The sequence below is a fragment of the Aliiroseovarius zhejiangensis genome, assembly GCF_014656375.1.
Taxonomy (GTDB): Bacteria; Pseudomonadota; Alphaproteobacteria; order Rhodobacterales; family Rhodobacteraceae; genus Aliiroseovarius; species Aliiroseovarius zhejiangensis.
The window spans coordinates 179,329-206,185 of the sequence record NZ_BNCH01000005.1; the positions used below are offsets into that span (position 1 = coordinate 179,329).

Sequence of the window (26,857 nt, forward strand, 5' to 3'; positions counted from 1 at the left end):
TTCCCGCTACTTCCCAAGACAGAAGCTTGCGAAAATTTCATCCAACAGATGCTCTACATCGACACGCCCGACCAAACTATCAAGGGCGCGGATGGCGGTGCGAATTTCTTCCGCCGCAAACTCAGCCCGGTCGGGTCCGCGTTCTACCTCGATTCGGGCGTCTTCCAAAGCCTCCAATGCAAGCTGCATCGCTTTCCGGTGCCGCGCCCGCGTGGCAATGCCCGCCCCTTTCACCCGGTCTTCCAACACCCGAGCGATTTGCGAAACCAGTGTATCAACGCCCTGCCCGGTCCGGCCGGACACCGCAAGACCATCGACCTTGCGCAAATCGGCCTTGCCGGACACAACGATATCGTCCCCGGTTGGGGAGATCGGCAACGCCTCCGCCTGATCGGAAATCAGGAACACGCGCAGATCTGCCGCTTTTGCGCGGGTCAAGGCGCGTTCAACCCCGATCGCCTCGACGCTGTCCTGCGCCGTTCGCAGGCCGGCGGTGTCCAGCACGGTCACGGGCAAACCGGACAGTTCCATCTGCACTTCGATCACATCGCGCGTGGTCCCTGCAATCTCCGACGTGATCGCCGCATCCCGCCCGGCAAGGGCATTCAGAAGCGTGGATTTGCCGGCATTGGGCGCGCCAACAATTGCAACCTCGAACCCGTCGCGAATGCGCTCAGCGATGCGTGTCGCTGCGGTTTCCCGACGAAGCGTGTTCAGCACGTCGCCCAACAGTGTCGTGACCTCGGGCGAAACGTCAACCGGCACTTCCTCATCCGCGAAGTCAATCGTGGCTTCCAAGAGGGCAGCAGCCCGGATCAGATCGCGGCGCCACCTTTCGGCAAGCTCTCCCAACGCGCCTGACAGGATGTTGAATGCCTGGCGACGCTGGGCTTCGGTTTCGGCGTCCAGAAGATCGGCCAGCCCTTCAACCTGCGCCAGATCCAGGCGTTCGTTTTCCAGCGCTCGGCGCGTGAATTCGCCCGGTTCTGCCAGTCGCAGGTCAGGCAACGTGGATAGTTCATCCAACACGGCACGCACAACGGCGGTGGAGCCGTGGAGCTGGAACTCGACAACCTCTTCCCCGGTGAAGCTGGCCCCTGCGTCGAAACACAACACAAGGGCTTCATCCAACACACGCCCGTCCGCAGCCACGAGTTGGCGCAGCCCAGCCTTGCGAATGGGTGGCAGGCCCCCCGCCAATGTCCGGCCGGCCAAAAACGCCTGTGGCCCGGAAATCCGGACCACGGCAACACCCGATTTTCCACGGGCACTGGCAAGTGAGAATATCGTATCCATAAGACTAACCCATTGTTTTATAACAATAAGTTACGTGTTCATCGAATCGAAGAATTCACCGTTCGTCTTGGTTTGCTTCAGTTTCGAGATCAAGAACTCGATCGCATCCGTGGTGCCCATCGGGTTCAGGATTCGCCGCAGGACATAGGTTTTCTGCAGGTCCTTCGCATCCACCAGCAACTCCTCTTTCCGGGTGCCGGATTTCAGAATGTCGATGGCCGGGAACACGCGTTTATCGGCGACCTTGCGGTCCAGCACGATCTCGCTGTTGCCCGTGCCTTTGAACTCTTCAAAGATCACTTCGTCCATCCGCGATCCGGTATCGATCAGCGCGGTCGAAATGATGGTCAGAGAGCCACCCTCTTCGATGTTCCGCGCAGCACCAAAGAACCGCTTGGGGCGTTGCAGGGCATTGGCATCCACACCGCCGGTCAAAACCTTCCCGGACGACGGCACGGTCGTATTGAAGGCGCGGCCCAAGCGGGTGATCGAATCGAGGAGGATCACGACGTCGCGCTTGTGTTCCACCAACCGCTTGGCTTTCTCGATCACCATCTCGGCCACCGCCACGTGACGCGATGCCGGCTCATCGAAGGTCGAGGACACAACCTCGCCTTTCACAGAGCGTTGCATGTCCGTCACCTCTTCCGGGCGTTCGTCGATCAGAAGCACGATCAGATAGCATTCCGGGTGATTGGTTTCGATGGAATGCGCGATGTTTTGCAGCAACACCGTTTTACCCGTCCGCGGCGGGGCCACGATCAGCGCCCGCTGCCCTTTCCCGATGGGCGACACCAGGTCAATGATACGGGCTGAACGATCCTTGATGGTGGGATCCTCGATCTCCATCTTCAGACGTTCGTCGGGATAAAGCGGTGTCAGGTTGTCAAAGGCAACCTTGTGCTTGGCAAGTTCCGGATCACCGAAATTGATCTTTTCGACTTTGGTGATAGCGAAATAGTTTTCATTCTCGCCCGGCGCCTGGATGATCCCTTCGATCGTATCCCCCGTGCGCATCGAGTATTGGCGGATCACGTCGGGTGACACATAGATGTCGTCGGGACCGGGCAGATAGTTCGCCTCGGGCGAGCGCAGGAAGCCGAACCCGTCCTGCACGACCTCAAGCACGCCGTCCCCGCCGATGATCCACTCATCTTCCGCCAGTTCTTTCAGGATCGAGAACATCATCTCGCCCTTGCGCATGGTCGAGGCGTTTTCGATTTCCAGCTCTTCTGCCATGTTCACAAGCTCTTTCGGGCTTTTGGCTTTCAGCTCGGACAGGTTCAGTCGATTGTCGGACATAGGAATACTCTGCGATTGCGGCAGAACGGCGGGTTTGGCGGTTCTGCGGTCGGTCTGGATATGGGAAACATGCGTGACCGGACGGCCCGCGTTGTTCGTCACATAGGCCGGATCGGCCCATGAGTCAACGATGCTAGAATTTCATGACCACCGAGAAGACGATGATCAGCATCAGGATCGTTGGAAATTCATTCATCATCCGATAACGCCGCCCGGTCAGGGTGTTGGTGCCGGCGATGAACTCTTTCCGGCGGACCGCAAGCCACATGTGAAACCATGTCATCAGGATCACGGACAGCCCCTTGGTCCAGGGCCAGATCATCGTCCAGTCCACCAGACCCGGAGTCATCACCAGCAGAAGGCCAAACAGCCAGGTGCTGATCATGGATGGATTCATGATCGCCTTCAGCAGACGGCGTTCCATGGTCTGAAACAGATCATCCGTCGCGTTCCCTGAACCGACAACCTCGACATGATAGACATAAAGGCGGGGCAAATAGAAAAGCCCGGCCATCCATGCAATCACAGACACAATGTGAAGCGATTTCGTCCAGGGATAAATATCGGCTAGAAACGCGCCCATTCTCTGCACTCCTGTTCACACGGGTCCGGTTCGCCCTTCTTAAAATAATAAAGAAGAAGAAAGAAAGATGATGTTTCTGTAGGGGCTGTGAATAATGGGGATTATTGGGTTTTCCCTGTGGTTATGAACAGGTGGAAAAAGCGACCATGAAGGGCGGGAGAAGTTATTCAACATATTGTAAAATATATGAACTTCTTGGCGTTTCCTGTGGATAACCGTCGGGACGATAAATAAGGGTGGGCAAAAAACCTCACCCCATCAAAAACCGCTTTCCACAGTGGAGGAAACCCGAAAACTGTCTTAGGAAAGGGGTGAGTTTTCCAGTTGTGATGTCGGAACCGGGTTTTCCCTTGTTCCGGGCACGGGAACAAACAGAGTTTTTCCACAGGGTTATCACATGGCCATCCCTTTGATCCTGGCATCGGCTTCTGAAATCCGGGCGCAGCTTCTGCAAAACGCCGGTGTTGATATCGACGTTCAGCCCGCCCGGATCGACGAAGATACGATCCGCGCTTCGCTTGAGGCTGAAGGGGCAACCCCGCGTGACCTTGCCGATGCGCTGTCCGAGTTCAAGGCGCGCAAGATTGCCGAAAAGAACCCGGCGTGCACGGTTCTTGGCTGTGATCAGGTGGCAGAGCTGGGTGGCGTTGCCCTGGCCAAGCCGCGCGACAGGGATGAGGCGAAGGCGCAACTGGCGCAGATGTCCGGTCAGACCCATCGCCTGTTGTCAGCAGCCGTTCTGTACCATGACGGCAAAGCTGTGTGGCGCCATGTCGGTGTGGTGCGGATGCGGATGCGCGATCTGTCGCCGGACTATATCGACAGCTATGTCACGCGCAACTGGGACAGCATTCGCCACGCGGTCGGGGCCTATAAGCTGGAAGAAGAAGGTGTGCGCCTGTTTGCCAAGGTGGACGGCGACTATTTCAACGTTTTGGGTTTGCCGCTGACCGAGCTGCTGTCATACCTGATCTTGCGAGGAGATCTTGATATATGAGTGAACGACGTATCCCCCTGGCCGGCGTGATTGGCGACCCGATCGACCATTCCCTGTCGCCTCGCCTGCATGGGCATTGGCTTCGCACGAACGCCATTGCCGGGTACTACATCCCGATGCATGTCACGAACGAGGATTTTGCAGATGTCATCCGCACCTTGCCCAAAGCCGGGTTTGTCGGCGTGAACGTGACCATTCCGCACAAGGAAACGGCGCTGAACATGGCCGATACCGTGACCGATCGCGCGGCATTGATCGGGGCGGCCAACACGCTGATCTTTCGCCCGGATGGCAAGATTTATGCAGACAATACGGATGGGTACGGTTTCACCGAAAACCTGCGCCAAGGCGCGCCCGACTGGGCACCGGAATCCGGCCCCGCAGCAGTGTTCGGAGCAGGAGGTGCCGCGCGCGCAGTGATTGCGTCGCTGATCGAGGTCGGTGCGCCCGAAATCCGTCTGGCCAACCGCACCCGCGCCCGGTCCGACGCGCTGCGCGCAGAGTTCGGCAACCGGATCAAGGTCTTTGACTGGATCCAGGCCGGCAACATGCTGGACGAGGCCGCCACGGTGGTGAACACCACGTCGCTTGGTATGGTGGGCAAGCCGGATTTTCGGGTGCCGCTGGATGGCTTCAACCCGGCGGCGGTTGTCACCGATCTGGTCTATACGCCTTTGCGCACGCATTTCCTGGCCGAGGCCGAAAAGGCGGGTTGTGTGACGGTGGACGGGTTGGGAATGCTGTTGCATCAAGCCGTGCCCGGGTTTGAACGCTGGTTTGGGATGCGGCCAGAGGTCGACGATGCGCTGCGACAGGCCGTGATCGGCATATGAGTAAACACCCTTTCATCATTGGCCTGACCGGGTCGATTGGCATGGGAAAATCCACAACTGCCGCGATGTTCGCGGCGCAGGGCGTGCCGGTATGGGATGCCGATGCGGCGGTTCATCGCCTCTATGCCAAAGGCGGTACGGCGGTCGAGCCGATCCGTGCGATCTGTCCCGCGGCAATCGTGGACGGGGCGGTGGATCGTGGCGCGTTGAAAGACTGGATCAACCGCGACCCGACGGCTCTGGCGCAGATTGAAGCCGTCGTGCATCCGCTGGTCGCGCGGGATCGCAGTGACTTCATCGTTTCTACCAAGGCGCCGATCATTTTGCTGGACATCCCGCTTCTGTTTGAAACCGGTGCTGAAGATCAGGTGGACTTGATCGTCGTCGCCTCGGCCCCGGCTGAATTGCAACGTGACAGGGTGCTGGCGCGCGGTTCGATGAGCGAAGAGCAGTTCAACACAATCCTTGCAAAACAGATGCCGGATGCGGAAAAACGAAAGCGCGCCGATGTGGTGATCCCGACAGAAACGATGGACGGCGCGCGCAAGGCCGTGGAAGCACTGGTCGCCGAGGTAAAGGAGCGTTTGTCCCATGCGTGAGATCGTGCTGGATACCGAGACGACCGGGTTCGACCCCGAGGCTGGCGACCGGATCGTCGAAATCGGCTGTCTTGAGCTTTACAACCACATGCCCACCGGCAAGACGTTTCACGAATACATCAACCCCGAACGGGATATGCCGGATGAAGCGTTCGGCGTGCATGGCATCGGCCCCGACCTGCTTTTGACCCCGCGCGCGGCGCAGGCGGGCGAGGTGACGTTGAAAGACAAGCCGGTGTTCAAACTGGTGGGCCAGGCGTTTCTGGACTTCATCGGCGACGCGCGACTGGTCATTCACAACGCCAGTTTCGATATGAAATTCCTGAATGCGGAACTGAAATGGATGGGGCTTCCGCAAATTCCCTGGGAACAGGCGACCGACACGCTGGCGATTGCGCGCAAGAAATTTCCGGGCGCGCCTGCCTCGCTGGATGCGTTGTGTCGCCGGTTCGGCATCGACAATTCGTCGCGCACCTTGCACGGCGCGCTTCTGGACAGCGAGATTCTGGCCGAAGTGTATCTGGAGCTGATTGGTGGACGGCAGCCGGATCTTGTTCTGGCGCCGGAACAGGGGGCGTCGTCAGATGGTGGCGCGGGTGGCGCATGGCGGCCTCAGCCGCGCCCGGCACCATTGCCCAGCCGGATCAGCAAAGAAGAAGCCGCCGCCCATGATGCTTTCGTGGAAAAGCTGGGCGACGGCGCGATCTGGAAAACCTGTCGCTAAAGCGCCTCGCGACAAACCTGAATCACAGCTTGTCGCGAAACGCAGTGTACCGCTCATATGTTGCGCGCGTTTCGCCTTAAGTGATGTCTCAAGTTTAAGGCGAAACGCTTTAGGCGATCCGGTCAGTTGACCTTGGCACCGCCCTGTTCGGCGGCCACACGGCGCTCGATCTCTTGGCGATACAGCGCAAGGAAATCGACGGTGTCCAGGTTGAGCGACGGGAAGCCACCATCACGGGTCACATCGGCCACGATGCGGCGCACGAAGGGAAACAGCATGCGCGGGCATTCGATCATCAGAAACGGGTGCATCTGGTCATCCGGCACGTTCTCGACCTGAAAGATACCGGCATATTCCAGTTCCATCAGGAACAATTGCTCACCACCGTTCTTGTTTTTCGACCCGATCGTGTATTTCGAGATCACTTCGAACTGATTGTCCGCCGGGCGTTTCTTGGCGTCCAGGGCAACTTCGACATTGATGTCGGGCTGAACCTCGCCTTGCACACCCTTCTGCGCCAGGATGTTTTCAAACGACATATCGCGGATGAATTGGCCAAGAACCTGCATCTTGGGTTGAACGGGGGCGGTTTGTGTTTTGGCTTCCTCGGCCATGAACTTCTCCTTCGGGAAAACTGTTGGCATGTGCTTACCACCTTGGCCCCGCACCCTCAACAAGGGGTTTTCGCGGGCGTGTTTTGGCGGTATCTGGGCCGTATGAAGGATATGATCCCCGCCTGGCTGGATGGCACCCTGACCCCGGTTGAGAAACTTCAGGCACATGTCGAGGGCATGAAGCACAAGGCCGTGTCAGTGTTTCTGTTTCACGCGGGCAAGGTCCTGATCCAGCAGCGTGCGGCGGGCAAGTATCATACGCCGAACAAATGGGCGAACACCTGTTGCACCCATCCGCACTGGAACGAAGACCCTCGCGATTGTGCGATACGGCGTCTGGAAGAAGAATTGGGGATCACTGACGTGGACCCGAAATGGGTCGAGCAGCTGGAATATCGCGCAGACGTGGGTGGTGGGCTGATCGAACACGAGGTGGTCGATATGTTCGTCATTCACGCCGATGAAACGCCAGAGATAAATCTTAACCCGTCAGAGGTGCAGGCGATCCAATGGCTTGACCGGGCGGCGCTGGAAGCGAAAATCGACGAAAATCCCGATATGTTCACGCCATGGCTGAAGATCTACATGTCGCACCACGCAAACTCAGTGTTTGGTCCAGCCTGACGGGCCCTCCACACCCGGATGGGTCGGGCGTTTTTCCGGAGTCACATCGGTGAAATCGCCGTCAATCACATCATCTTCGGGGTGATGCGGGTGCTGCGGCCTTTGCGGCCCCATCGTGAAGGTCTGCACCTGTATGCGTGATCGCGCCCAGTTGTAAACCGCGCGTCGCACGGCGGGGATCAGCAGTGCAAACCCCACGAAATCGGTGAAGAACCCGGGCGTCAGCAGCAGCGCGCCGGAAAACAGGATCATCGCACCATGGGCTAGCGGCTCGGTCGGATCGTTCAGTTGGCCGAAGCTTTCACGTAGTTGTGACAGCGCCAAAGCCCCCTGCGCGCGCATCAACTGTGTGCCCACAATTGCGGTCAAAACGACGATGGCGAGCGTTGGCCACAAGCCAATTGCACCCCCGACCTGAATGAACAGGGCAATCTCGATCATCGGAACCGCGATGAACAGCGCAAAAAGCCACATGGGTCATGTCTCCTTTTCGTTTCGAACGGTGGACTTGGCCCCGCACAGCACCTACATATGTCTCCGGTTGACGCGTTTCCATATCGCGCTTGAAAAGAGGTATAAATGAGCTCTTCCCTGATCCAGCTTCTGGTGCTTGCCGGCATCGCCCTGTTTCTGATCTTGCGCCTGCGCGACGTGCTTGGAACGCGTGAGGGGTTTGAAAAGCCGGTTGTGACGCGAAAAGACGATCGCCGCCTTGACCGCGACCAGCTTGAGGTGATCGAGGGCGGGCCGGACAGCGACATTACCGACCACGTACCCGAAGGCAGCCCGGCCGCCCGTGCGCTGGCCGCGATGAAGGGCGCCGAACCCACCTTCAATGTCAGCGAGTTTCTGGGCGGCGCGCGTGGTGCCTATGAAATGATTCTGATGGGGTTCGAAGCCGGCGATCTGGCCCAGATCAAGCCGTTTCTGGCTGACGATGTGTATGAGACCTTCGCCGCGGTGATCGAAGAGCGCGAGAAGAAGGGCCTGACCGTCGATGCCAAGTTTGTTGGCCTGCGCGAGCTGAAACTGGTCGATGCGGAATACAATCCCGACACCCGTGAAGGTGAGGTGACGGTGCGATTCATCGGTGAACTGACCTCGGTCGTGCGCGACAAGGGGGGCGACATCATCGAAGGCAACCCCAATGAAGTGAAGCGCCAGAAAGACGTCTGGACCTTTGCCCGCATCATGGGGTCGGACAACCCGAACTGGCAGCTTGTCGCCACGGGTGGATGATGTTTCGGGGGCTGGCATTTGCGCTGGCCCTTTTGGGCACGCCCGCGATGGCCGGGCTGGACAAAGCCGAGGTTACGATTCTGTCCTTCGACGATCTTGAAGGATGGGACCGCGACAACCATCAAGAGGCGTTGGCGGTGTTTCTGGACACATGCCGCGATCTGGACGATCCGCAATGGCGACCCATCTGCGCCTTGGCCGCGCAGCAAGAGGACGGCAAAACCTTCTTTGAGCTGTTCTTTCGCCCTGTCCTGATCCAGGACGGCAATGCGCCACTGTTCACCGCCTATTACGAACCGGAAATCCGTGGTTCGCGCACGCAGACGCTCAGATATCGGTATCCCGTCTATCGAAAGCCGCCAGAGGTGCAGCAGGGCGACGTCTGGCTGTCGCGCCGCGAGATCGAAGAGGGCGGCGCGCTTGAGGGTCGCGGGCTTGAAATCGCCTGGGTCGAAGACCCGGTGGAGCTTCAGTTCCTGCAAATTCAGGGGTCCGGGCGTATCCGCCTGGCCGAAGGCGGCACGATCCGACTGGGCTATGGTGGCTCGAACGGGCACAGCTTCCTGTCGCTGGGCAATGAACTGGTGCGTCAGGGGGTCTATAATGAACATCAGGTCTCGCAGCAGGTCATTCAGAACTGGGTGAAACGCAACCCCGAAGCCGGGCGCGAGCTGCTGTTGTCCAACCCCTCCTATGTGTTCTTTCGGGTGATCGGTAAGGTCGCGCCGCAGAAAGGGCCATTGGGGGCGATGAACCGGTCAATCACCGCGCATCGGTCGCTGGCGGTCGATCCGAAATATACCAAGCTGGGCGCACCGGTCTGGCTTGAGAAAAAGGGCAAGGAGCCGTTCAACCGCCTGATGGTCGCGCAGGATACCGGCTCGCGGGTCAAGGGCGCGCAACGAGCCGATATCTTCTGGGGCACAGGCGCGCGCGCCGGGCGCCTTGCCGGGCAGATCCGCGATGATGGCCGGATGGTCGTGCTGCTGCCGATCCAGCGTGCCTTTGCCATGCTGCCCGAGGAGTAGGCATGGCCCGCCGACCCCGACATCTGAGCGCCGAGGACAAGGCGCTTTGGAAAAAGGTGGCAGACAGCACCAACCGGCTGCATCCTGCCCGCCCGTTAGCCGATTTGCCTGCGAAGAACCCGACCCCGCCGAAAGAACGGCAACCGAAAGCGCGCCACCCGGCGTTTCAGCTTGGGCAGAACGCCAAAACCAACGCCCTGCCCCATGACCTTTCGCCGTCCTTGTCCAACAGCGTTGCCAGCCAGCCCGTGTCGATGGACCGCAAGACCTTCGGCAAGATGAAAAAGGGGCGCTTGTCGCCTGAATCGCGGATTGACCTGCATGGAATGACCATCGCGCAGGCGCATCCGGTGCTGATCCGGTTCATCCTTGATGCGGCTGCCGCCGATCGGCGGCTGGTTTTGGTGATCACCGGCAAGGGAAAGCATCGTGACGATGGCGGCCCGATCCCGGTGCGCCATGGCGTGTTGCGCCACCAGGTGCCGCACTGGCTGAACTCCATGCCGCTGAAACAGCACGTGCTTCAGATTTCCGAGGCACACCTGAAGCATGGCGGTCAGGGGGCATATTACGTCTATCTGCGCAGGCGCCGCTGAACGCTATTGCGTGATCGGTGTCACGATCAGACGGGTCGCGTTCTGCACCACCAGAACCGTACCGGGGATCAGACCCACCCGCGTTGACGGGTCACCACCATAAGCAGCACCCACATCCGGCACGCTTCGCAACAATCGCAGGAACGATGGCGACGCAAGTGCCGTGGCGTGGTCAATCTTGCCATCGCTGAACGCCGAGATATCCACCATGGTCACGTCAAGCTCGGCCAGCTTGTCGACATCCGTGGTGTTGCCAAGCCGGGCGGTTTGGCCGGTCAGCCCCGCCGACAGGCGCAGGGCAATGTCACGGGTCGAGGTGAAGATATAGAAGGGCTGCGGCAGTTTTCCGATCCGCTCGGCCTGCGCCCGGAACACGTCAATGTCGATATCGGGCGAAATCAGGATCACACCGCCGATCTTGCCAAGCCCCGCGCGCCCATCCGAAATGGCCATCTGACGCAGGGTTTCCATCGCCAACAGCGCGCCCATGGAATGACCCACCAGCAAGACCTCGCCGACGCCGGTGTCCGAGACATTGCGGATCACTGCCTCCAGCCCATCCCGGGCAATCAGCATCGAATCGCGGTCATATCCATATCCCAACGCCTGCCCTGCGCTGGGCCAGGAATAATGGATCGGCAGGAAGGGCAGATCCAGATCTTCGGTCAGTTGGGCGAAGCGATACAGACCTTCCGCAAAATTGTTGTTGAACCCGTGGACGAAAATGATCGCTGTGCGCTCTTCCTGCCTGCGTGTCCGCAGCTCGTTCCGCAGAAGAGACTGAAATTCGCCGTGCGATTTGATCGGAAAGTGCTTGTCCAGCAGGAAATGCCGGCTTGGGTCCGGCGTTTGGCTGTGCGGCCATTCGATGCTGCCGGGTTCACGGTCCGGGGGCACCGACACATCGAACCGGCCATAAATCAGGTTTCGGCTGCGATTGCCGATGGGGAACCCCTGCGTATCGACCTCGCGCGTGGTGCCAACATAGATGCGCTGAACCTCGCCCGTTTCGGACGCTCCTTCATACAGGTTCAGCGTCCCGCGCGGTGCGCAGGCGGCAAGAAGCAGAACAAGGATTATCTGATGAACAATACGCAAGCGCGACCCCCCGGATTTCACTACTGGATACCCGAGGAAATCGCCTCTGCATAGATATCAAAGCATGTAGCGGCTGACATCCGTTGTGGCCATCAGCTCTCCGAGGTTTTGATCCACGAAGGCCTTGTCGACCACGACCTTGTCGCCTGCCCGGTCGGGGGCGGTAAAGCTCAGCTCTTCAAAGACCCGCTCCAGCACTGTGTAGAGCCGCCGCGCGCCGATATTCTCGACGCTTTGATTGACCTCGGCGGCAATGGCGGCCAGCGCGGCGATGCCGTTTTCGGTAAACTCAACCGTCACCTCTTCGGTGTTCATCAGCGCCGAATATTGCAGCGTCAAGGCGTTGTCGGTTTCGGTCAGGATGCGCACGAAATCTTCTTCCGTCAGGGCGCGCAGCTCGACCCGGATCGGCAAACGGCCCTGCAATTCGGGCAACAGGTCCGAGGGCTTCGCCACGTGAAACGCGCCCGAGGCGATGAACAGGATGTGATCCGTTTTCACCGGCCCATGCTTGGTGGAAACAGTCGTGCCTTCGATCAGCGGCAGCAGATCACGCTGCACCCCTTCCCGACTGACATCGGCGCCGCGCGCGTCAGCCCGGGCGCAGACCTTGTCGATCTCGTCCAGAAACACGATGCCGTTCTGTTCAACCGCTTCCAATGCGGCGCGGGTTACGGTTTCGTCGTCCAGAAGCTTGTCCGCCTCGTCCGAGATCAGGACATCATAGCTGTCGCGCACGGTCATTTTCTTTTTCACGGTGCGCCCACCGAATGCCTTGCCGAACATGTCGCCAAGGTTCAGCATTCCCATGCCCTGCCCCGGCTGGCCGGGCACATCGAACATCTGCATCGGGTTCGAAGTGTCGGCGATTTCCAATTCAACCTCGTGGTCGTCCAGTTCGCCCGAGCGCAGTTTCTTGCGGAACATTTCACGGGTGTTGTCTCGGGCATCCGTGCCGGCGATGGCCTCGATCACCCGGTCTTCGGCGGCGGCTTCGGCGCGCGCCTTCACGTCTTCCCGCATGTATTCGCGGGTCTGCATGATCGACGCATCCACCAGATCACGCACGATCTGCTCCACGTCGCGGCCGACATAGCCGACTTCGGTGAACTTCGTGGCCTCGACTTTGATAAATGGCGCACGAGCCAGCTTCGCCAACCGGCGGCTGATTTCAGTCTTGCCGACGCCGGTGGGGCCGATCATCAGAATGTTCTTGGGATACACCTCGTCGCGCAGATCGTCGGACAATTGCTTGCGCCGCCAACGGTTGCGCAGCGCCACAGCGACGGCGCGTTTGGCGTCTTTCTGCCCGATGATATAGCGATCCAGCTCGCTGACGATTTCGCGGGGGGTCAGGTCGGTCATGCGCCGATCTCCTCAACTGTCAGGTTGCCGTTGGTGTAAACGCAGATATCGGCGGCAATCGCCATCGCCTTGCGGGCCACGCCTTCGGCGTCCAGATCGCTGTCGATCAGCCCACGTGCGGCGGCCAGGGCGAAATTGCCGCCTGATCCGATCGCGGCAATGTTGTGTTCGGGTTCCAGCACGTCACCCGCGCCGGTGATGACCAGAAGCTCCTTCCCGTCTGTCACAATCAGCATCGCTTCCAGCTTTTGCAGGTATTTGTCTGTCCGCCAGTCCTTCGCCAGCTCGACCGAGGCGCGGGCGAGTTGGCCTGGTGTCGCCTCCAGCTTCTTTTCCAGCCGCTCCAGCAAGGTGAACGCATCCGCCGTGGACCCGGCGAACCCCGCCACCACGTCGAACCCGCCCGGCGAGAGCCTGCGCACCTTGCGTGCCGTGCCCTTGATTACGGTTTGACCAAGGCTGACCTGTCCGTCGCCTGCGATCACCACCTTGCCACCCTTGCGCACGCCAATAATCGTTGTGCCGTGCCAGCCGGGAAAATCCGTCTCTGCCATGTCGCCTCCGTTTCGTTCCACCCTATATGGACGCGGGGGGCGGGTCAGACAAGCACCCCGGCTTGTTCTTCGCCAGATCGGGGGCTAGCGTGGCGTCATGCCGGTCACCAAAATCCTGCGCGTCTATCTTGACCCCGAGCCGTTGCAGCGCGCGCGGCAGGGCAAGTTCAACTTCGTGAACAAGATTGCGCAGACGTTGGAGGCGCGCGGCTTCCGCATCGAATACCGCAAGAATAGTGACGTTCAGCGGCTGCGGTCGGTCGCGCGCAAGGGCTATGCGCTGTTTCTGATGGATGAACCCCTGCATGACCGGGCGCTGACCATGCGGCGCAGTTATTTCTATCCGTTCTGGCGGATCGAGGCATCGGCCAAGCGGTGGGAGTTCGAAGTCGCGCAGAAAGCGTTTGACCCCGGTGAGGTTGATCCGCGCGTTGCCCGCGATTGGGCCGACAACTGGCGCAAATGGTTGTTCAAAGGGGCCGCGTCACAGATCACACGCGACGGGCCGATCTATGTGCCGCTGCAAGGGCGGCTGTTGCATCACCGCAGCTTCCAGGCCGCCAGCCCGGTTGAAATGCTTGAACAGGTTGCGACCCATTTCCCCAACACGCCGATCCTTGCCACGTTGCATCCGGGCGAGGTGTATACCCAAGCCGAACACGCGGCGTTGAATACTCTTGTGTCCCGTCATCCCAATGTCACGCTTGCCACAGGGCAGATGAACGCGGCCCTCGCCGCCTGCCGGTTCGTCGTGACGCAGAACTCTTCTGCCGCGCTGTTTGGTTTTTTCTTCGGCAAGCCCGCCGTACTGTATGGCCGGATCGACTTCCACCACATCGCCGCCAACGTGCATGAATTGGGCGTGCAAGAGGCGTTTGATGCGGTGCAGAACATGTCCCCGGAGTTCGACCGGTATCTGTATTGGTTCACGATGCTGAACGCCATACAGGCGGATGCCGAGGATTGCGAGGATCAGATCCTGCGCACCTTGCGAAAACGTGGTTGGCAGGTGGATTAGAGCCTATTCCAGCCACCCCGCCAAGTTGCGCTCGGCCACGCCCATCAGTGCGGCGATATGGGCGTCATCGTCGTTCAGGCACGGAATATAGGTGAAGCTTTCGCCCCCCGCTTCGACAAAGGCTTCCTGAATCTCTTCCTGAATTTCCTCAAGCGTTTCGATGCAATCAGCGGAAAATGCGGGGGCAATCACCGCGATGTTTTTCTTGCCGGCCTTGGCCAGCCGCGCAACCTCTTTCACCGTATAGGGCTTCAGCCATTCTTCCGGCCCAAAGACCGATTGGAAGGTGGTGGTGATGTCGTCATCGCCCCAGCCCAGCCGCTCTTTCAACAGGCGGGTGCTTTTCTGACATTGGCAGTGATACGGGTCGCCCTGCTGCAAATACCGTTCCGGCATCCCGTGATAGGACACGACCAGAAGGTCAGGCTTCTGCTCCATCGCCGCGTATCCACGTTCGACCGACTGGGCCAGCGCATCGACATAGGCGGGATCATCGAAATAGGGCGGGATGGTGCGGCTGGCCGGTTGCCACGCCTCGTCCATCAGGGCGCGGAAAAACTGGTCATTCGCGGTGCCCATCGTGGCCCCCGCATATTGCGGGTAAAGCGGGAAGAACAGGATGCGATCACAGCCAGCCGCGACCATTTCGCGCACCTTCGATTTGGTCGACGGGTTGCCATAGCGCATACAGAAATCGGTCATCACCTCGGTGCCATATCGCTTTTCCAACGCGGCTTGCAGTTTGGTGATTTGCTGCTTGGTGATGGTCATCAGGGGGCTTTCGCCCAAGTCTTCGTTCCAGATCGACTTGTATGCTTCGCCCGACGAAAACGGGCGTTTGGTCAGGATGATCCCTTGCAGGATTGGCTGCCATTTCCAGGCGGGATAGTCGATGACGCGCTTGTCGGACAGAAATTCGTTCAGATACCGGCGCATCGACCAGTAATCATAGCCATCGGGCGTGCCCAGATTGGCGAACAGAACGCCGACCTTGCGGGCGGGCAGGATGGGGTGGTCAGCGGGTTTTTCCATGATCATCTCTACGTTCCGTTTCGCGTGTTGGATCAATTGCGGGCCAGGGGTCTGGTGTCAATCGGGCAATTTGGTTTCATCCGTGCCCAGCGCATCGGCCAGACGGGCGGCGGCGCTTCCGGGGCGCAATGGCTTGGGCTGGCTGTCATCGGGTGCCCAACCGGTCAGAAAGACAAGATCAAAGCTGGCCGTGATACGACCATCCCCCGCGGGGAAATGCCGGGCATAGCGGGTGTTGACGGCATTCAGGAAGCGGCGTGAAAGTGGCTGATTCAGTCTCTGTTCCAGCGCATTTCGCTCTCCCATCAGCCGCAGATCTCGGATCAGGGCGGTGGCGTCGGGATATGTCACCTTGCGCAGATCACTGTCAGCGACTGGCAAGGCAAAGCCTGCCCGTTGAAGCAGAGCGCCAAGGTCGCGAATTTCGCCCATCGGCAGGATGCGGGGCGACAGGCCGCCGGTGGTCTCGATCTCGACCTCGGCCAGCACCGCGCGAAGCTCGGCCAAGGTCTGGCCGCCAAACATCACGCCCATGAACAAACCATCCGGTTTCAGCGCGCGTTTAGCCTGTATCAATTGTCCGACCGGGTCGTTGGCCCAGTGCAAGGACAGCCCATGGACGACCAGATCATGCATCCCGACCTCAAGGTCCAGCGTGTCATCATCCGCCACAATCTTCGCATCCGGGAACGACTCACGCCAGATTTCGGGAAAACCTGTGACGACAGCGGGTTTGGTAAACGTTCTGTTAACCTCTGTCAGGCGATCCTTCACCTCATCCGCTGCAAGACGTTGCAGGAACAGCCCCTCGGGCGCGGCGCGCCGGCGATTGCGGGCAAGCTGCTCACGATCGGTCAGGCGGGGCGGAGATTTGGCGTCGGTCTGCGTCATGGGCGCGGACCATAGATGGAAGGTCGGAAAATGCAATCGGCGCTTGGCGTTCTTTATCCCCCGCAATGCGTCAGCTGTGCGGCGCCCACCGAGTCCGACTTCGCCCTTTGCGGTGCCTGTTGGCGTGACACCCCGTTTATCGAAGGGTTGGTTTGCGATCTGTGCGGTGATCCCCTGCCCGGTGAAGACGATGGCACCCCGGCCCATTGTGACGCCTGCCTTGCCACACCGCGACCATGGCGTCACGGTCGCGCGGCGCTGCGGTATTCGGCAAATGCGCGGCGGTTAATTTTGGCGCTGAAACATGGCGACCGGCCGGAACTCGCGCGTGCCGCGGCGCCCTGGCTGGCGCGTGCTGCGACCCCTCTGATCGCGGCTGATACGGTGATCGTGCCGATGCCGATCCATTGGTCGCGGCTGTTTCGTCGTCGTTATAACCAGTCTGTCGAACTTGGGCGGGCCTTGGCGAGGTTTTTGCATCTGGACCACACGCCCGATGCGCTGGTGCGCCCGAAACGCACGCGGGCGCATGACGGGATGGATGTCGAAACGCGGTTTGCCAACATGCAGGGCGCGATACGGCCGCATCCGAAAAGGGGGGCGGCGCTTGCGGGGCGCAGCGTGCTGCTTCTGGATGACGTGATGACCTCGGGCGCCAGTTTCGATGCGGCCACGCGGGCTTGCCTTGCGGCGGGGGCAGATCACGTCAATGTGCTGGCCCTTGCCCGCGTGACGCGGGATGCCTAGGTTTCGGAAGTTCCGGCCAACCCGGCCAGCCACGAAACGGAGCCGCCCATGCAACCTGTCACCATCTACACCTCGCCACTTTGTGGCTATTGCCATGCCGCAAAGCGTTTGCTGAACAGCAAGGATGTGGTGTTTGACGAAATCGACGTGATGATGAACCCAGAAATGCGGCAGGAAATGATGCGCCGCGCAAACGGGCGGCACACGGTGCCTCAGATTTTCATCGGGGACGTTCATGTTGGTGGGTTTGATGATATTGCCGCGCTGGATCGAAATGGCAAACTTGACCCTTTGTTGGCGGGTTAGAGTATGAAAACGGCGCTGATCCAGTTCACGGCGGGCGAGGATCCTGCCGCCAACCTGGAAACCGTGCGGCAAATGGTGCGCGACGCTGCCAGGTCCGGCGCGGCGTTTGTTCTGACCCCCGAGGTCAGCAATATCCTGTCCAGCAGCCGCCGACATCAGCAAGCGGTTTTGTACCACGAAGCGGACGACCCGTTTCTTGCCGCGATGCGCGAAGACGCCGCCGCGCTGGGCCTCTGGCTTCTGATCGGATCCTTGGCGCTCAAGACCGGTGACTCGGACGGGCGGTTCGCCAACCGATCCTTCCTGATCTCGCCCGAGGGTGAGATCATGGCGCACTATGACAAGATCCATATGTTCGACGTCGAGATCGACGAGACCGAAACCTATCGTGAAAGCGCAGCCTATCGCCCCGGAACGCAGGCAGTGGTCGCCGACACACAGTTTGGGAAAATCGGCCTGACCATCTGTTATGACATGCGCTTTCCACACCTGTTTCGCAAGCTGGCCAAGGCGGGCGCCACGATCATCACAGCGCCTGCCGCCTTTTCCCCTGTAACGGGCAAGGCGCATTGGCAAAGCCTGCTGCGGGCCCGCGCGATCGAAAACGGAGTATTCATTCTGGCCCCCGCGCAATGCGGACAAAACGGGCCGACGCGTGCGACCCACGGGCATTCGCTGGTCGTCTCGCCCTGGGGCGAGGTTCTGGCCGATGGCGGTGATGCGCCCGGCATCACAATGGTTGATCTTGACCTTGCGGACGTGGGAAGGTCGCGCCGACGCGTGCCGTCGCTTGACCATGATCGCGAATTTGAAGGTCCCTGATGTCGGAAAGCTCGGTTGATACCCTGTCTGTTGCCCTGTTCAGTGAAATGTTCATGGCCGACCAGCTGGCGCGCACCCGCCTGTCAAAGGCGCTGCCCAAGGGGATGGAGCTGAGCCACTTTTCCGTGCTGAACCATCTGGCGCGGTTGAACGAAGAAAAAAGCCCTGCGCAACTGGCCAAGGCCTTTCACGTGACCCGTGGTGCCATGACCAATACGCTGAACAAGCTGGAATGGGCGGGGCATGTGCATATCCGCCCCGACTGGGACGATGCACGGCGCAAGTTCGTCACGATCTCACCTTCGGGCCGGGCGGCGCGGGATGCGGCGCTTCAGGCGATCACACCAATCATCGGCAACATGGTCACGAAGATTGGCACAGACCGGGTGCGCAATGCGCTGCCGGTCCTGCGCGAGATGCGACAATTGCTCAGTGATATCGAATGAAATCGCTGGAGTTTGCGACCGACCTTCTGGTGCAGGCGGGTCAAACCGACATCACGCATTATGATGATCGCATCGTGCAGACCACCCCGGATGAGCCGAATTTCTGGTTCGGAAATCGAGTGATTTTTTCCGATCCACCAACGGATGCAGCCCTGCTGATCGCGCAATTTCACCGCGATCTGCCAGCGGCCCGGCATGTCTGCATCGGCTGGGATATTCCTGACCTGCCGCTGGAAGAGGTAACCAGAGTTTTCGAAGGCACGGGTCTGCGCGTCGAACAAGGAGATACGCTGGCCTTGCGTGGTGCCCTGCGACGCGCACCTGTTCCGGAAGGCGCTTGGATTCGGTCGTTTTCAAGCCCGTCCGACTGGCGGCAAAGCGCGGCGATCGCCAAGGTTCACCATATGAAGGACGGGCTGCCCGAAGCCGAGTTAGAGACTTATCTGCACAACAAGTCGATTTCCCGGCAAGCGCAGATCGCTAACGGATTGGGGCAGTGGTATGGTCTGTTCTATGGCAACCGATTGGCGGGGGATATGGGCATCTTCCACGATGACAGGCTGATCCGTTACCAATCTGTCCAGACGCACGAAGCGTTCCGGCGCCGCGGCATCTGTGCGGCACTTCTATGTGCTTGTCTGGATTGGGCCAGATCACGTGCACCGAAGGCGCTGCCTGTCATTGTTGCACAGGCGGACAGCGACGCCGGGCGGTTGTATCGGCGGGCTGGGTTCGAACTGGCAGAAACCACGATCAGCGCCTATCGCCCGTCGCGTTAGGCGTTCGGCTTCACACATGCCATGGCATAATTCACCGACAGGTCGCGGTCCGAGATGGACCAGCTCCACCCCAGCGGATTGAACACCATGCCCTTGCGGTCAACCTCGTTCAGACCGGCTTTAGTGATCAGGTCTGCCAGCTCGTCCGGCGTGATGAATTTCGACCATTCATGCGTGCCTTTGGGCAGCCAGCGCATGACATGCTCGGCCCCGACGATGGCAACCATGAAACTTTTCGGATTGCGGTTGATGGTTGAGGCGACCATCAAACCACCCGGCTTCAACAGTCGCTGACAAGCGGTCAGATAGGCAAGCGGGTCGGCCACATGCTCGACCACTTCCATGTTCAGAACCACGTCAAACTGCTCTCCCGCATCGGCCAGCGCCTCGGCGGTGGTGTGGCGATAGTCGATGTCCAGGCCCATCTGTTCGGCGTGAAGCTGCGCAACAGGGATGTTGCGCGCGGCCGCATCTGCGCCGACAACTTCGGCCCCCAAGCGGGCCATGGGCTCAGACAGCAACCCGCCACCGCAGCCGATATCCAGCAGACGCAAGCCCTTGAACGGGGTGTTTTCGACCAGATCGCGCCCGAATTCAGCGGCAATCTGGCTTGTGATGTAATCAAGCCGCACAGGGTTCATCATGTGAAGCGGCTTGAACTTGCCGGTCGGATCCCACCATTCGGCGGCCATGGCTTCGAACTTGGCGACCTCGGCGGGGTCAACGGTGGTTTGGGTGTCAGCACTCATCAAAGGCGACTTTCTTTCTGATGGCGGGCGTGGCCGGGTCAATATATAGATGACATATGGACAAGGCCGCAGGAAAAAACAACGCCACTTCACGGCTTCACCCGCCGATCGACCCGTTTGACCGGCGGATGCTGGATGTGGGCGACGGGCATCGGATCTATGTCGAACAAAGCGGCAATCCGCACGGCATCCCCGTTGTTGTGTTTCATGGCGGGCCGGGGGGCGGATCGTCGCCCGCGATGCGTCGGTTTTTTGACCCGGAAGATTATCGTATCATCCTGTTTGATCAGCGTGGCTGTGGCCGGTCGCGCCCCCATGCCAGCATCGACGCGAACACCACTTGGCATCTGGTTCAGGATATCGAGCATATCCGGCTGACGCTTGGCATTGATCGCTGGGTTGTATTCGGCGGCTCCTGGGGCGCAACGCTGGCGTTGATCTATGCGCAATCGCATCCGTCCCGCGTGGCCTGGCTGGTGCTGCGTGGCGTTTTCCTTGCGACGCAGGCCGAGCTGAACTGGTTCTATGGCGGCGGCGCCGGGCGGTTCTGGCCTGAATTGTGGGAGCGGTTCGAAAGCCTGATTCCCGAAGACGAGCACGACGACATGATCGCCGCCTATAACCGGCGTTTGTTTTCGGGAGAACCGGGTGAAGAGGCACGCTATGCAAAGGCATGGACCGGGTGGGAAAATGCGCTGGCATCGATCAACAACACCGGCACGGTGATCGACAGCCCGGCGGATTACGCCCGCGCTTTTGCCCGGCTGGAAAACCACTATTTCACCCACGGCGCGTTTCTTGAGGTGGATGGCCAGATTCTGCGCGATATGCCAAAGATCGCCCATATTCCCGGCACCATCGTGCAGGGTCGGCACGATATGATCTGCCCGCCGACAACTGCTTATCATCTACACCAACGCTGGCCGTCATCCGACCTGCGGATGATCCATATGGCAGGCCACGCGCTGTCCGAACGCGGCATCGCGGATGAACTGGTCCGCACGATGGAGAAGCTGGCACGGCAAAGGGATACATTGGGGGCGAAGTAGACTCAGCTTGCATCCCGGCATGAACTGACCTATATCCCCTTTCAACAGCGGCGCTTCGGCCTCCACCCCCGAAGCTCCACCGGAAATTCCGACGGGCCCGCTGGCCCGTTTTTTTGTTTTGGAGATACGTGTGAGCAACCTTGTTGCCAAAGCGGCCATTGACCGGCGTCTTGCCGAGATCGTCCAGCCCGTGATCGAAGGGATGGGGTTTGAACTTGTGCGTCTGCGCCTGATGGGCGGCAAGACACCCACCTTGCAGATCATGGCCGAACGCCCCGATGGCGGGATCGAAGTTGACGAATGCGCCGACATTTCCACCGCTGTCAGCGCGGTGCTGGATGTCGAAGACCCGATCGAGGACAATTATACGCTGGAAGTCGGTTCACCCGGCATCGACCGCCCCCTGACCCGCCTGAAGGATTTTCAGGACTGGAACGGGTATGTCGCCAAGATCGAAACCTCTGAACTGATCGACGGGCGCAAACGCTTCAAGGGCGAATTGGCGGGTGTCGAAGGCAATGAAATTCTGATCGAGATCGAGAATCAGGGTGAAACAGTCACCATTGGCCTCGATTTCGACTGGCTGTCGGAAGCGAAGCTGGTTCTGACAGACGACCTTATTCGCGACGTGCTGCGTCAGCGGAAGGATGACGGGCAGATTGACGAAGCCCAATTTGATGAAGTTCAAAAAATCACCGGTTCTGAGGAGGACTGAGACAATGGCAATTACTTCTGCAAACCAGTTGGAGCTGCTCCAGACCGCCGAAGCCGTCGCGCGCGAGAAGATGATCGACCCCGCGCTGGTGATTGAAGCGATGGAAGAAAGCCTGGCGCGCGCCGCCAAGTCGCGTTACGGCGCCGAGATGGACATTCGCGTGTCGATTGACCGTAAAACCGGTCGCGCCACATTCACCCGCGTGCGCACCGTGGTCGAAGATGACGAGCTTGAGAATTATCAGGCCGAGTTCACCGTCGATCAGGCCAAGCAATACATGGATGACCCCAAGGTCGGTGACACGTTCGTTGAAGAAGTGCCGCCGGTCGAAATGGGCCGTATCGCCGCGCAATCCGCCAAGCAGGTGATCCTGCAAAAGGTCCGCGAAGCCGAACGGGATCGCCAGTACGAAGAGTTCAAGGACCGCGCGGGCACGATCATCAATGGTCAGGTCAAGCGCGAAGAATATGGCAACGTCATCGTTGACGTGGGCACCGGCGAGGCCATTCTGCGTCGCAACGAAAAGATCGGCCGCGAAGCCTATCGCCCGAATGACCGTATCCGCTGCTATATCAAGGACGTGCGCCGCGAAGCCCGCGGCCCGCAGATTTTCCTGAGCCGTACGGCACCCGAGTTCATGGCCGAGCTGTTCAAGATGGAAGTGCCGGAAATCTATGACGGCATCATCGAAATCAAGGCGGTGGCCCGTGACCCCGGTTCGCGCGCGAAGATCGCCGTGATCTCCTATGACGGCTCGATTGACCCGGTGGGCGCCTGTGTGGGTATGCGCGGCAGCCGCGTGCAGGCCGTGGTGAACGAACTTCAAGGTGAAAAGATCGACATCATTCCGTGGAACGAAGATCAGCCGACCTTCCTTGTGAACGCGCTTCAACCTGCCGAAGTGTCCAAGGTGGTGCTGGACGAAGAAGCGGGCAAGATCGAAGTGGTCGTGCCGGACGAGCAACTGTCGCTCGCCATTGGTCGTCGCGGTCAGAACGTGCGTCTGGCCTCGCAACTGACAGGTCTGGATATCGACATCATGACCGAAGCCGAAGAAAGCGAACGTCGTCAGGCCGAGTTTGCCGAACGCACCAAGCTGTTCATGGAAACGCTGGATCTGGACGAGTTCTTTGCCCAGCTGCTCGTGTCCGAGGGATTTGCAAACCTGGAAGAGGTTGCTTATGTGGAGCTTGATGAGCTGTTGGTGATCGACGGTGTCGATGCCGCAACCGCAGAAGAGCTTCAGGCCCGCGCCCGCGACTATATCGAGGCGCAGAACGCCAAGGCGCTGGAAAATGCCCGCGCGCTGGGCGTCGAAGACAGCCTGATCGCCTTCGAAGGTCTGACCCCGCAGATGGTCGAAGCCCTGGCCGAGGATGGTGTGAAATCGCTGGAAGATTTCGCAACCTGCGCCGACTGGGAGCTGGCAGGCGGCTGGACCACGGTGGATGGTGAGCGGATCAAGGATGATGGCTCGCTTGAGAAATTCGGCGTGACGCTGGAGCAGGCGCAAGACCTTGTGATGACCGCCCGCATCCTTCTGGGGTGGGTCGATCCGGCTGATCTGGTGGCAGAGGACGCCGAAGAAGACGGTACTGTCGAGGAGGCCGAGGCCTGATCTCAGGCCTCGGGTCGGCGCATGACGCGCGGTGGGCAGAAAAAGCGGCCGGAGGAGCCGGAACGGCGCTGTATCGCGACCGGAGAAACCCAGCCCAAGGCCGGGCTGATCCGTTTTGTCGTGGGACCGGACGGATCGGTGGTGCCGGATCTGCTGGGCAAATTGCCCGGCCGCGGGATCTGGGTGTCCGCCGACCGGGCTGCATTAGAGAAAGCCGCCAAGAAGGGGCTGTTCTCGCGGGCGGCGAAACAGCAGGTGACTGTCCCGGCTGACCTGCTGCCCATGCTTGAAGCAGCGCTGGCCGACAGGGTGGTTCACCTGATCAGCCTTGCGCGCAAGGCGGGCGGTGCGGTCGCCGGGTTTGAAAAGGTGAAAGACTGGCTTGTTAAGGAACAGGCCGCCGTCTTGATCCAGGCGTCGGACGGGTCCGAGCGGGGCAAATCGAAGCTGCGCCCCCCGCCCGGTCGCGACCGGTTCTTCACCTGCCTGACGGCAGATGAGCTGGGAATGGCCTTCGGGCGTGAAAATGTGATACATGGCGCGCTTGCGTCTGGTGGTTTGGCGTCCCGTGTTGTAGAGGAAGCCAAGAAGCTAGAGGCGCTGCGCGAGCAAGAGAAAGACGGTGGCAACGGTCACCGGAAAGGTACGAAGACCAGATGAGCGATAATGACGGCAAAAAGACCCTTGGCCTGCGCGGCGGTGCCCGCCCCGGTCAGGTAAAGCAAAGCTTTAGCCACGGGCGGACGAAAAACGTCGTGGTCGAAACGAAACGCAAGCGCGTTGTCGTGCCCAAGCCGGGTGCGGCAGCGGGTGCTGGTGCGGCCTCGCCTGCGGCGGGTGACCCCAAGAAACGCCCTGCCGGTATTTCTGATGCCGAGCTGGAGCGCCGCATGAAAGCCTTGCAGGCCGCCAAAGCCCGCGAGACCGAAGAAGCCGAAGCCCGCGCCGCCGAAGAAAAGGCGCGCGAGGAAGAACGCCAGCGCCGCCGCGAGGAAGCCGAAGCGAAAGAGCGCGAAGAGCGTGAACGCGAGGAGGCCCTGAAAGCCAAGGCCGAGGAAGAAGAGCGTAAGAAGCGCGAAGCCGAGGATTCCCGCAAGCGCGCCAAGGAACCCGCCCCGGCCGCCGATCCGGCTGCCGCTCAGGCTGCCGAACAGCGTGGTGCCGGCAAAACCGCCTCGGGCCCCCGCAAGAAAGACGACCGTGGCGGGGCGGCTGACCGTCAGAACCGCAACACCAAAGGTGCGGGCCGTGACGATGGCCGCCGCTCGGGCAAGCTGACGCTGAACCAGGCGCTGCGTGGTGGCGGAGACCGCCAACGCTCGGTCGCCTCGATGCGACGCAAGCAGGAACGCGCGCGTCAAAAGGCGATGGGCGAGAATGTCGAGCGTGAAAAGATCATTCGCGACGTTCAGTTGCCCGAAGCCATCGTGGTGTCCGAACTGGCCGTCCGCATGGCTGAGCGTGTTGCAGACGTGGTCAAGGCGCTGATGAACATGGGCATGATGGTGACCCAGAACCAGACCATCGACGCCGACACCGCCGAGCTGATCATCGAAGAGTTTGGCCACAAGGTCGTGCGCGTATCCGATGCAGACGTTGAAGACGTGATCGACCAGGTCGAGGACAAGGAAGAAGATCTTGTCGCCCGCCCGCCCGTGATCACCATCATGGGCCACGTTGACCACGGCAAAACCTCGCTTCTGGATGCGATCCGCAACGCGAAAGTGACCGCTGGCGAAGCTGGCGGCATCACCCAGCATATCGGCGCCTATCAGGTGAAAACCGATAGTGGTGCGGTGTTGTCCTTCCTGGATACACCCGGCCACGCGGCATTCACGTCGATGCGGGCCCGTGGCGCGCAGGTGACGGATATCGTGGTGCTGGTTGTGGCGGCGGATGATGCTGTCATGCCGCAGACGATCGAAGCCATCAATCACGCCAAGGCTGCCGAAGTGCCGATGATCGTCGCGATCAACAAGTGCGACAAGCCTGCTGCGAACCCCGATCAGGTGCGGACCGAACTTCTTCAACACGAAGTGATCGTCGAGAAGATGTCGGGCGACGTGCAGGATGTCGAGGTTTCGGCCGTCACCGGTCAGGGTCTTGATGAACTGCTGGAAGCCATCGCGCTTCAGGCCGAGATTCTGGAACTCAAGGCCAACCCGAACCGCGCCGCATCCGGTGCGGTGATCGAAGCGCAGCTTGACGTGGGCCGTGGCCCCGTTGCAACCGTTCTGGTTCAGAACGGCACCCTGAAACAAGGCGACATCTTCGTGGTGGGCGAACAATACGGCAAGGTCCGCGCTTTGGTAAACGACAAGGGCGACCGCGTGAAGGAAGCCGGTCCCTCCGTTCCGGTCGAGGTGCTGGGCCTGAACGGCACACCCGAGGCTGGCGACGTCCTGAACGTGGTCGAGACCGAAGCCCAGGCGCGCGAAATCGCCGCGTATCGCGAGCAGGCCGCGAAAGACAAGCGCGCTGCCGCAGGGGCCGCCACGACGCTTGAACAGATGATGGCAAAGGCCAAGGCCGACGAAGATGTCGCCGAGCTGCCCATCCTGGTCAAAGCCGATGTGCAAGGCTCTGCCGAAGCGATCGTGCAGGCGATGGAGAAGATCGGCAACGAAGAGGTCCGCGTGCGCGTGCTGCACTATGGTGTGGGTGCGATCACCGAATCCGATATCGGTCTGGCCGAAGCATCGAATGCGCCGGTGATCGGTTTCAACGTCCGCGCCAATGCGCAGGCGCGCAGCAGCGCCAGCCAAAAAGGGGTCGAGATCCGGTACTACTCGATCATCTACGACCTTGTGGACGATGTGAAAGCCGCGGCCTCGGGTCTTCTGTCTGCTGAAGTGCGCGAGAATTTCATCGGCTACGCCGAGATCCGCGAAGTCTTCAAGGTGTCGGGTGTTGGCAAGGTCGCCGGCTGTCTGGTCACCGAAGGTGTCGCCCGCCGGTCGGCTGGTGTGCGCCTGCTGCGTGACAACGTGGTGATTCATGAAGGCACGCTGAAGACACTGAAACGCTTCAAGGACGAAGTGAAAGAGGTGCAGTCCGGTCAGGAATGCGGCATGGCGTTCGAGAATTACGAAGACATCCGCCCCGGCGATGTGATCGAGATCTTCGAACGTGAAGAGGTCGAACGCACCCTAGACTGATCCGGGAACGAGCGTTGCAAATGAAAAGGGGACGGTGCGACCGTCCCCTTTTTCTTACTGAATACGCAATGTGTT

The 26,857-nt window shown here is 60.1% G+C and carries 30 protein-coding genes; 19 read left to right on the forward strand and 11 right to left on the reverse strand.

Features of this window, described 5'->3' with window-relative positions; translation table 11 throughout:
* Positions 1-6 precede the first annotated feature (6 nt).
* From mnmE to IE188_RS12470, 3 genes are all read right to left on the reverse strand, one after another.
* Positions 7-1,296, reverse strand: coding sequence for a tRNA uridine-5-carboxymethylaminomethyl(34) synthesis GTPase MnmE (gene mnmE / locus IE188_RS12460; protein ID WP_191286833.1), 1,290 nt, complete (start codon positions 1,294-1,296; stop codon positions 7-9).
* Between the two features lie 30 nt (positions 1,297-1,326).
* The gene (gene rho, locus IE188_RS12465; RefSeq protein ID WP_191286834.1) at positions 1,327-2,598 is read right to left on the reverse strand and encodes a transcription termination factor Rho; all 1,272 of its coding nucleotides are present in this window, start codon (positions 2,596-2,598) and stop codon (positions 1,327-1,329) included.
* A gap of 133 nt (positions 2,599-2,731) precedes the next feature.
* The gene (locus tag IE188_RS12470; RefSeq protein WP_191286835.1) at positions 2,732-3,181 is read right to left on the reverse strand and encodes a CopD family protein; all 450 of its coding nucleotides are present in this window, start codon (positions 3,179-3,181) and stop codon (positions 2,732-2,734) included.
* Between the two features lie 397 nt (positions 3,182-3,578).
* Here IE188_RS12470 and IE188_RS12475 point away from each other — a divergent pair, with 397 nt between their 5' ends.
* The 4 genes from IE188_RS12475 to dnaQ are packed head-to-tail and all read left to right on the forward strand — an operon-like array spanning position 3,579 to position 6,334.
* Entirely contained in the window at positions 3,579-4,178 is a 600-nt protein-coding gene (locus IE188_RS12475; RefSeq protein ID WP_191286836.1) for a Maf family protein, read from the forward strand.
* Positions 4,175-5,011, forward strand: a complete 837-nt coding sequence (locus IE188_RS12480) for a shikimate dehydrogenase (protein ID WP_191286837.1) — start codon at positions 4,175-4,177, stop codon at positions 5,009-5,011. Before IE188_RS12475 ends, IE188_RS12480 begins: the two co-directional genes overlap by 4 nt.
* Entirely contained in the window at positions 5,008-5,610 is a 603-nt protein-coding gene (coaE, locus tag IE188_RS12485) for a dephospho-CoA kinase (RefSeq protein ID WP_191286838.1), read from the forward strand. The genes IE188_RS12480 and coaE overlap by 4 nt, the downstream gene beginning before the upstream one ends.
* Positions 5,603-6,334, forward strand: a complete 732-nt coding sequence (dnaQ, locus tag IE188_RS12490) for a DNA polymerase III subunit epsilon (protein ID WP_191286839.1) — start codon at positions 5,603-5,605, stop codon at positions 6,332-6,334. The genes coaE and dnaQ overlap by 8 nt, the downstream gene beginning before the upstream one ends.
* A gap of 122 nt (positions 6,335-6,456) precedes the next feature.
* Here dnaQ and secB read toward each other — a convergent pair whose 3' ends face one another.
* Positions 6,457-6,948 (reverse strand): protein-export chaperone SecB, encoded by a 492-nt coding sequence (secB, locus tag IE188_RS12495; RefSeq protein WP_191286840.1) that lies wholly within the window; start codon positions 6,946-6,948, stop codon positions 6,457-6,459.
* 102 nt (positions 6,949-7,050) lie between these two features.
* On the opposite strand from secB, the gene idi reads away from it, so the two are divergent.
* Positions 7,051-7,572 (forward strand): isopentenyl-diphosphate delta-isomerase, encoded by a 522-nt coding sequence (gene idi, locus IE188_RS12500; protein ID WP_191286841.1) that lies wholly within the window; start codon positions 7,051-7,053, stop codon positions 7,570-7,572.
* Here the strand turns inward: idi and IE188_RS12505 are convergent.
* Positions 7,552-8,046: an FxsA family protein gene (locus IE188_RS12505; RefSeq protein ID WP_191286842.1), complete on the reverse strand. Its 495-nt coding sequence runs from the start codon at positions 8,044-8,046 to the stop codon at positions 7,552-7,554. The genes idi and IE188_RS12505 overlap by 21 nt on opposite strands.
* Before the next feature lie 105 nt (positions 8,047-8,151).
* Here IE188_RS12505 and IE188_RS12510 point away from each other — a divergent pair, with 105 nt between their 5' ends.
* From IE188_RS12510 to IE188_RS12520, 3 genes are read left to right on the forward strand one after another with little or no spacing between them, the layout of a single operon-like run.
* On the forward strand, positions 8,152-8,811 hold the full coding sequence (locus tag IE188_RS12510; protein WP_191286843.1) for a Tim44/TimA family putative adaptor protein: 660 nt from the start codon (positions 8,152-8,154) through the stop codon (positions 8,809-8,811).
* Entirely contained in the window at positions 8,811-9,839 is a 1,029-nt protein-coding gene (gene mltA, locus IE188_RS12515; protein WP_191286844.1) for a murein transglycosylase A, read from the forward strand. The genes IE188_RS12510 and mltA overlap by 1 nt, the downstream gene beginning before the upstream one ends.
* A gap of 2 nt (positions 9,840-9,841) precedes the next feature.
* A complete protein-coding gene (locus IE188_RS12520; RefSeq protein ID WP_191286845.1) occupies positions 9,842-10,435 on the forward strand; it encodes a Smr/MutS family protein in 594 nt (197 codons plus the stop codon).
* 3 nt (positions 10,436-10,438) lie between these two features.
* On the opposite strand, the gene IE188_RS12525 is transcribed toward IE188_RS12520, so the two are convergent.
* Genes IE188_RS12525 through hslV form a run of 3 tightly spaced genes read right to left on the reverse strand, consistent with a single transcriptional unit; the run spans position 10,439 to position 13,452 of the window.
* Positions 10,439-11,533: an alpha/beta hydrolase gene (locus IE188_RS12525; protein WP_191286846.1), complete on the reverse strand. Its 1,095-nt coding sequence runs from the start codon at positions 11,531-11,533 to the stop codon at positions 10,439-10,441.
* Between the two features lie 57 nt (positions 11,534-11,590).
* The gene (gene hslU / locus IE188_RS12530; RefSeq protein WP_191286847.1) at positions 11,591-12,898 is read right to left on the reverse strand and encodes an ATP-dependent protease ATPase subunit HslU; all 1,308 of its coding nucleotides are present in this window, start codon (positions 12,896-12,898) and stop codon (positions 11,591-11,593) included.
* Positions 12,895-13,452: an ATP-dependent protease subunit HslV gene (hslV, locus tag IE188_RS12535; protein ID WP_191286848.1), complete on the reverse strand. Its 558-nt coding sequence runs from the start codon at positions 13,450-13,452 to the stop codon at positions 12,895-12,897. Before hslV ends, hslU begins: the two co-directional genes overlap by 4 nt.
* A gap of 97 nt (positions 13,453-13,549) precedes the next feature.
* Here hslV and IE188_RS12540 point away from each other — a divergent pair, with 97 nt between their 5' ends.
* Complete coding sequence (locus tag IE188_RS12540; RefSeq protein ID WP_191286849.1) at positions 13,550-14,470, forward strand: glycosyltransferase family protein; 921 nt, start codon at positions 13,550-13,552, stop codon at positions 14,468-14,470.
* Between the two features lie 3 nt (positions 14,471-14,473).
* Here IE188_RS12540 and hemH read toward each other — a convergent pair whose 3' ends face one another.
* Together hemH and IE188_RS12550 are read right to left on the reverse strand one after the other, a co-directional pair.
* Complete coding sequence (gene hemH / locus IE188_RS12545) at positions 14,474-15,502, reverse strand: ferrochelatase (RefSeq protein WP_229836789.1); 1,029 nt, start codon at positions 15,500-15,502, stop codon at positions 14,474-14,476.
* Positions 15,503-15,559: 57 nt separating this feature from the next.
* The gene (locus IE188_RS12550) at positions 15,560-16,393 is read right to left on the reverse strand and encodes a methyltransferase domain-containing protein (RefSeq protein ID WP_191286851.1); all 834 of its coding nucleotides are present in this window, start codon (positions 16,391-16,393) and stop codon (positions 15,560-15,562) included.
* A 15-nt stretch (positions 16,394-16,408) separates the two neighbouring features.
* On the opposite strand from IE188_RS12550, the gene IE188_RS12555 reads away from it, so the two are divergent.
* The 5 genes from IE188_RS12555 to IE188_RS12575 are packed head-to-tail and all read left to right on the forward strand — an operon-like array spanning position 16,409 to position 19,493.
* A complete protein-coding gene (locus tag IE188_RS12555; RefSeq protein ID WP_229836791.1) occupies positions 16,409-17,140 on the forward strand; it encodes a ComF family protein in 732 nt (243 codons plus the stop codon).
* Between the two features lie 48 nt (positions 17,141-17,188).
* On the forward strand, positions 17,189-17,446 hold the full coding sequence (gene grxC / locus IE188_RS12560; protein ID WP_191286852.1) for a glutaredoxin 3: 258 nt from the start codon (positions 17,189-17,191) through the stop codon (positions 17,444-17,446).
* 3 nt (positions 17,447-17,449) lie between these two features.
* Positions 17,450-18,268 (forward strand): carbon-nitrogen hydrolase family protein, encoded by an 819-nt coding sequence (locus tag IE188_RS12565; RefSeq protein WP_191286853.1) that lies wholly within the window; start codon positions 17,450-17,452, stop codon positions 18,266-18,268.
* Entirely contained in the window at positions 18,268-18,714 is a 447-nt protein-coding gene (locus IE188_RS12570; protein ID WP_191286854.1) for a MarR family winged helix-turn-helix transcriptional regulator, read from the forward strand. Before IE188_RS12565 ends, IE188_RS12570 begins: the two co-directional genes overlap by 1 nt.
* Positions 18,711-19,493 carry a GNAT family N-acetyltransferase gene (locus IE188_RS12575; protein ID WP_191286855.1) on the forward strand — a complete coding sequence of 261 codons (783 nt, stop codon included), beginning with the start codon at positions 18,711-18,713 and terminating at the stop codon, positions 19,491-19,493. Before IE188_RS12570 ends, IE188_RS12575 begins: the two co-directional genes overlap by 4 nt.
* Here the strand turns inward: IE188_RS12575 and ubiG are convergent.
* Positions 19,490-20,242, reverse strand: a complete 753-nt coding sequence (ubiG, locus tag IE188_RS12580; protein ID WP_191286856.1) for a bifunctional 2-polyprenyl-6-hydroxyphenol methylase/3-demethylubiquinol 3-O-methyltransferase UbiG — start codon at positions 20,240-20,242, stop codon at positions 19,490-19,492. The two genes, IE188_RS12575 and ubiG, sit on opposite strands and share 4 nt — an antisense overlap.
* A 56-nt stretch (positions 20,243-20,298) precedes the next feature.
* Here ubiG and pip point away from each other — a divergent pair, with 56 nt between their 5' ends.
* The 5 genes from pip (at position 20,299) to infB (ending at position 26,782) form a co-directional block, all read left to right on the forward strand.
* Positions 20,299-21,291, forward strand: a complete 993-nt coding sequence (pip, locus tag IE188_RS12585) for a prolyl aminopeptidase (RefSeq protein WP_191286857.1) — start codon at positions 20,299-20,301, stop codon at positions 21,289-21,291.
* A 130-nt stretch (positions 21,292-21,421) separates the two neighbouring features.
* A complete protein-coding gene (gene rimP, locus IE188_RS12590; RefSeq protein WP_191286858.1) occupies positions 21,422-22,006 on the forward strand; it encodes a ribosome maturation factor RimP in 585 nt (194 codons plus the stop codon).
* 4 nt (positions 22,007-22,010) lie between these two features.
* The gene (gene nusA, locus IE188_RS12595; RefSeq protein ID WP_191286859.1) at positions 22,011-23,624 is read left to right on the forward strand and encodes a transcription termination factor NusA; all 1,614 of its coding nucleotides are present in this window, start codon (positions 22,011-22,013) and stop codon (positions 23,622-23,624) included.
* A gap of 21 nt (positions 23,625-23,645) precedes the next feature.
* Complete coding sequence (locus tag IE188_RS12600) at positions 23,646-24,284, forward strand: RNA-binding protein (RefSeq protein ID WP_191286860.1); 639 nt, start codon at positions 23,646-23,648, stop codon at positions 24,282-24,284.
* Positions 24,281-26,782, forward strand: coding sequence for a translation initiation factor IF-2 (gene infB, locus IE188_RS12605; protein WP_191286861.1), 2,502 nt, complete (start codon positions 24,281-24,283; stop codon positions 26,780-26,782). Before IE188_RS12600 ends, infB begins: the two co-directional genes overlap by 4 nt.
* The last annotated feature ends 75 nt before the right edge of the window (positions 26,783-26,857 follow it).

Bases quoted from the DNA above. Each gene is read 5' to 3' on its own strand.
- mnmE (WP_191286833.1), bottom strand. From the start codon at position 1,296: ATGGATACGATATTCTCACTTGCCAGTGCCCGTGGAAAATCGGGTGTT.
- rho (WP_191286834.1), bottom strand. From the start codon at position 2,598: ATGTCCGACAATCGACTGAACCTGTCCGAGCTGAAAGCCAAAAGCCCG.
- IE188_RS12470 (WP_191286835.1), bottom strand. From the start codon at position 3,181: ATGGGCGCGTTTCTAGCCGATATTTATCCCTGGACGAAATCGCTTCAC.
- IE188_RS12475 (WP_191286836.1), top strand. From the start codon at position 3,579: ATGGCCATCCCTTTGATCCTGGCATCGGCTTCTGAAATCCGGGCGCAG.
- IE188_RS12480 (WP_191286837.1), top strand. From the start codon at position 4,175: ATGAGTGAACGACGTATCCCCCTGGCCGGCGTGATTGGCGACCCGATC.
- coaE (WP_191286838.1), top strand. From the start codon at position 5,008: ATGAGTAAACACCCTTTCATCATTGGCCTGACCGGGTCGATTGGCATG.
- dnaQ (WP_191286839.1), top strand. From the start codon at position 5,603: ATGCGTGAGATCGTGCTGGATACCGAGACGACCGGGTTCGACCCCGAG.
- secB (WP_191286840.1), bottom strand. From the start codon at position 6,948: ATGGCCGAGGAAGCCAAAACACAAACCGCCCCCGTTCAACCCAAGATG.
- idi (WP_191286841.1), top strand. From the start codon at position 7,051: ATGAAGGATATGATCCCCGCCTGGCTGGATGGCACCCTGACCCCGGTT.
- IE188_RS12505 (WP_191286842.1), bottom strand. From the start codon at position 8,046: ATGTGGCTTTTTGCGCTGTTCATCGCGGTTCCGATGATCGAGATTGCC.
- IE188_RS12510 (WP_191286843.1), top strand. From the start codon at position 8,152: ATGAGCTCTTCCCTGATCCAGCTTCTGGTGCTTGCCGGCATCGCCCTG.
- mltA (WP_191286844.1), top strand. From the start codon at position 8,811: ATGTTTCGGGGGCTGGCATTTGCGCTGGCCCTTTTGGGCACGCCCGCG.
- IE188_RS12520 (WP_191286845.1), top strand. From the start codon at position 9,842: ATGGCCCGCCGACCCCGACATCTGAGCGCCGAGGACAAGGCGCTTTGG.
- hslU (WP_191286847.1), bottom strand. From the start codon at position 12,898: ATGACCGACCTGACCCCCCGCGAAATCGTCAGCGAGCTGGATCGCTAT.
- hslV (WP_191286848.1), bottom strand. From the start codon at position 13,452: ATGGCAGAGACGGATTTTCCCGGCTGGCACGGCACAACGATTATTGGC.
- IE188_RS12540 (WP_191286849.1), top strand. From the start codon at position 13,550: ATGCCGGTCACCAAAATCCTGCGCGTCTATCTTGACCCCGAGCCGTTG.
- hemH (WP_229836789.1), bottom strand. From the start codon at position 15,502: ATGGAAAAACCCGCTGACCACCCCATCCTGCCCGCCCGCAAGGTCGGC.
- IE188_RS12550 (WP_191286851.1), bottom strand. From the start codon at position 16,393: ATGACGCAGACCGACGCCAAATCTCCGCCCCGCCTGACCGATCGTGAG.
- IE188_RS12555 (WP_229836791.1), top strand. From the start codon at position 16,409: ATGGAAGGTCGGAAAATGCAATCGGCGCTTGGCGTTCTTTATCCCCCG.
- grxC (WP_191286852.1), top strand. From the start codon at position 17,189: ATGCAACCTGTCACCATCTACACCTCGCCACTTTGTGGCTATTGCCAT.
- IE188_RS12565 (WP_191286853.1), top strand. From the start codon at position 17,450: ATGAAAACGGCGCTGATCCAGTTCACGGCGGGCGAGGATCCTGCCGCC.
- IE188_RS12570 (WP_191286854.1), top strand. From the start codon at position 18,268: ATGTCGGAAAGCTCGGTTGATACCCTGTCTGTTGCCCTGTTCAGTGAA.
- IE188_RS12575 (WP_191286855.1), top strand. From the start codon at position 18,711: ATGAAATCGCTGGAGTTTGCGACCGACCTTCTGGTGCAGGCGGGTCAA.
- ubiG (WP_191286856.1), bottom strand. From the start codon at position 20,242: ATGAGTGCTGACACCCAAACCACCGTTGACCCCGCCGAGGTCGCCAAG.
- pip (WP_191286857.1), top strand. From the start codon at position 20,299: ATGGACAAGGCCGCAGGAAAAAACAACGCCACTTCACGGCTTCACCCG.
- nusA (WP_191286859.1), top strand. From the start codon at position 22,011: ATGGCAATTACTTCTGCAAACCAGTTGGAGCTGCTCCAGACCGCCGAA.
- IE188_RS12600 (WP_191286860.1), top strand. From the start codon at position 23,646: ATGACGCGCGGTGGGCAGAAAAAGCGGCCGGAGGAGCCGGAACGGCGC.
- infB (WP_191286861.1), top strand. From the start codon at position 24,281: ATGAGCGATAATGACGGCAAAAAGACCCTTGGCCTGCGCGGCGGTGCC.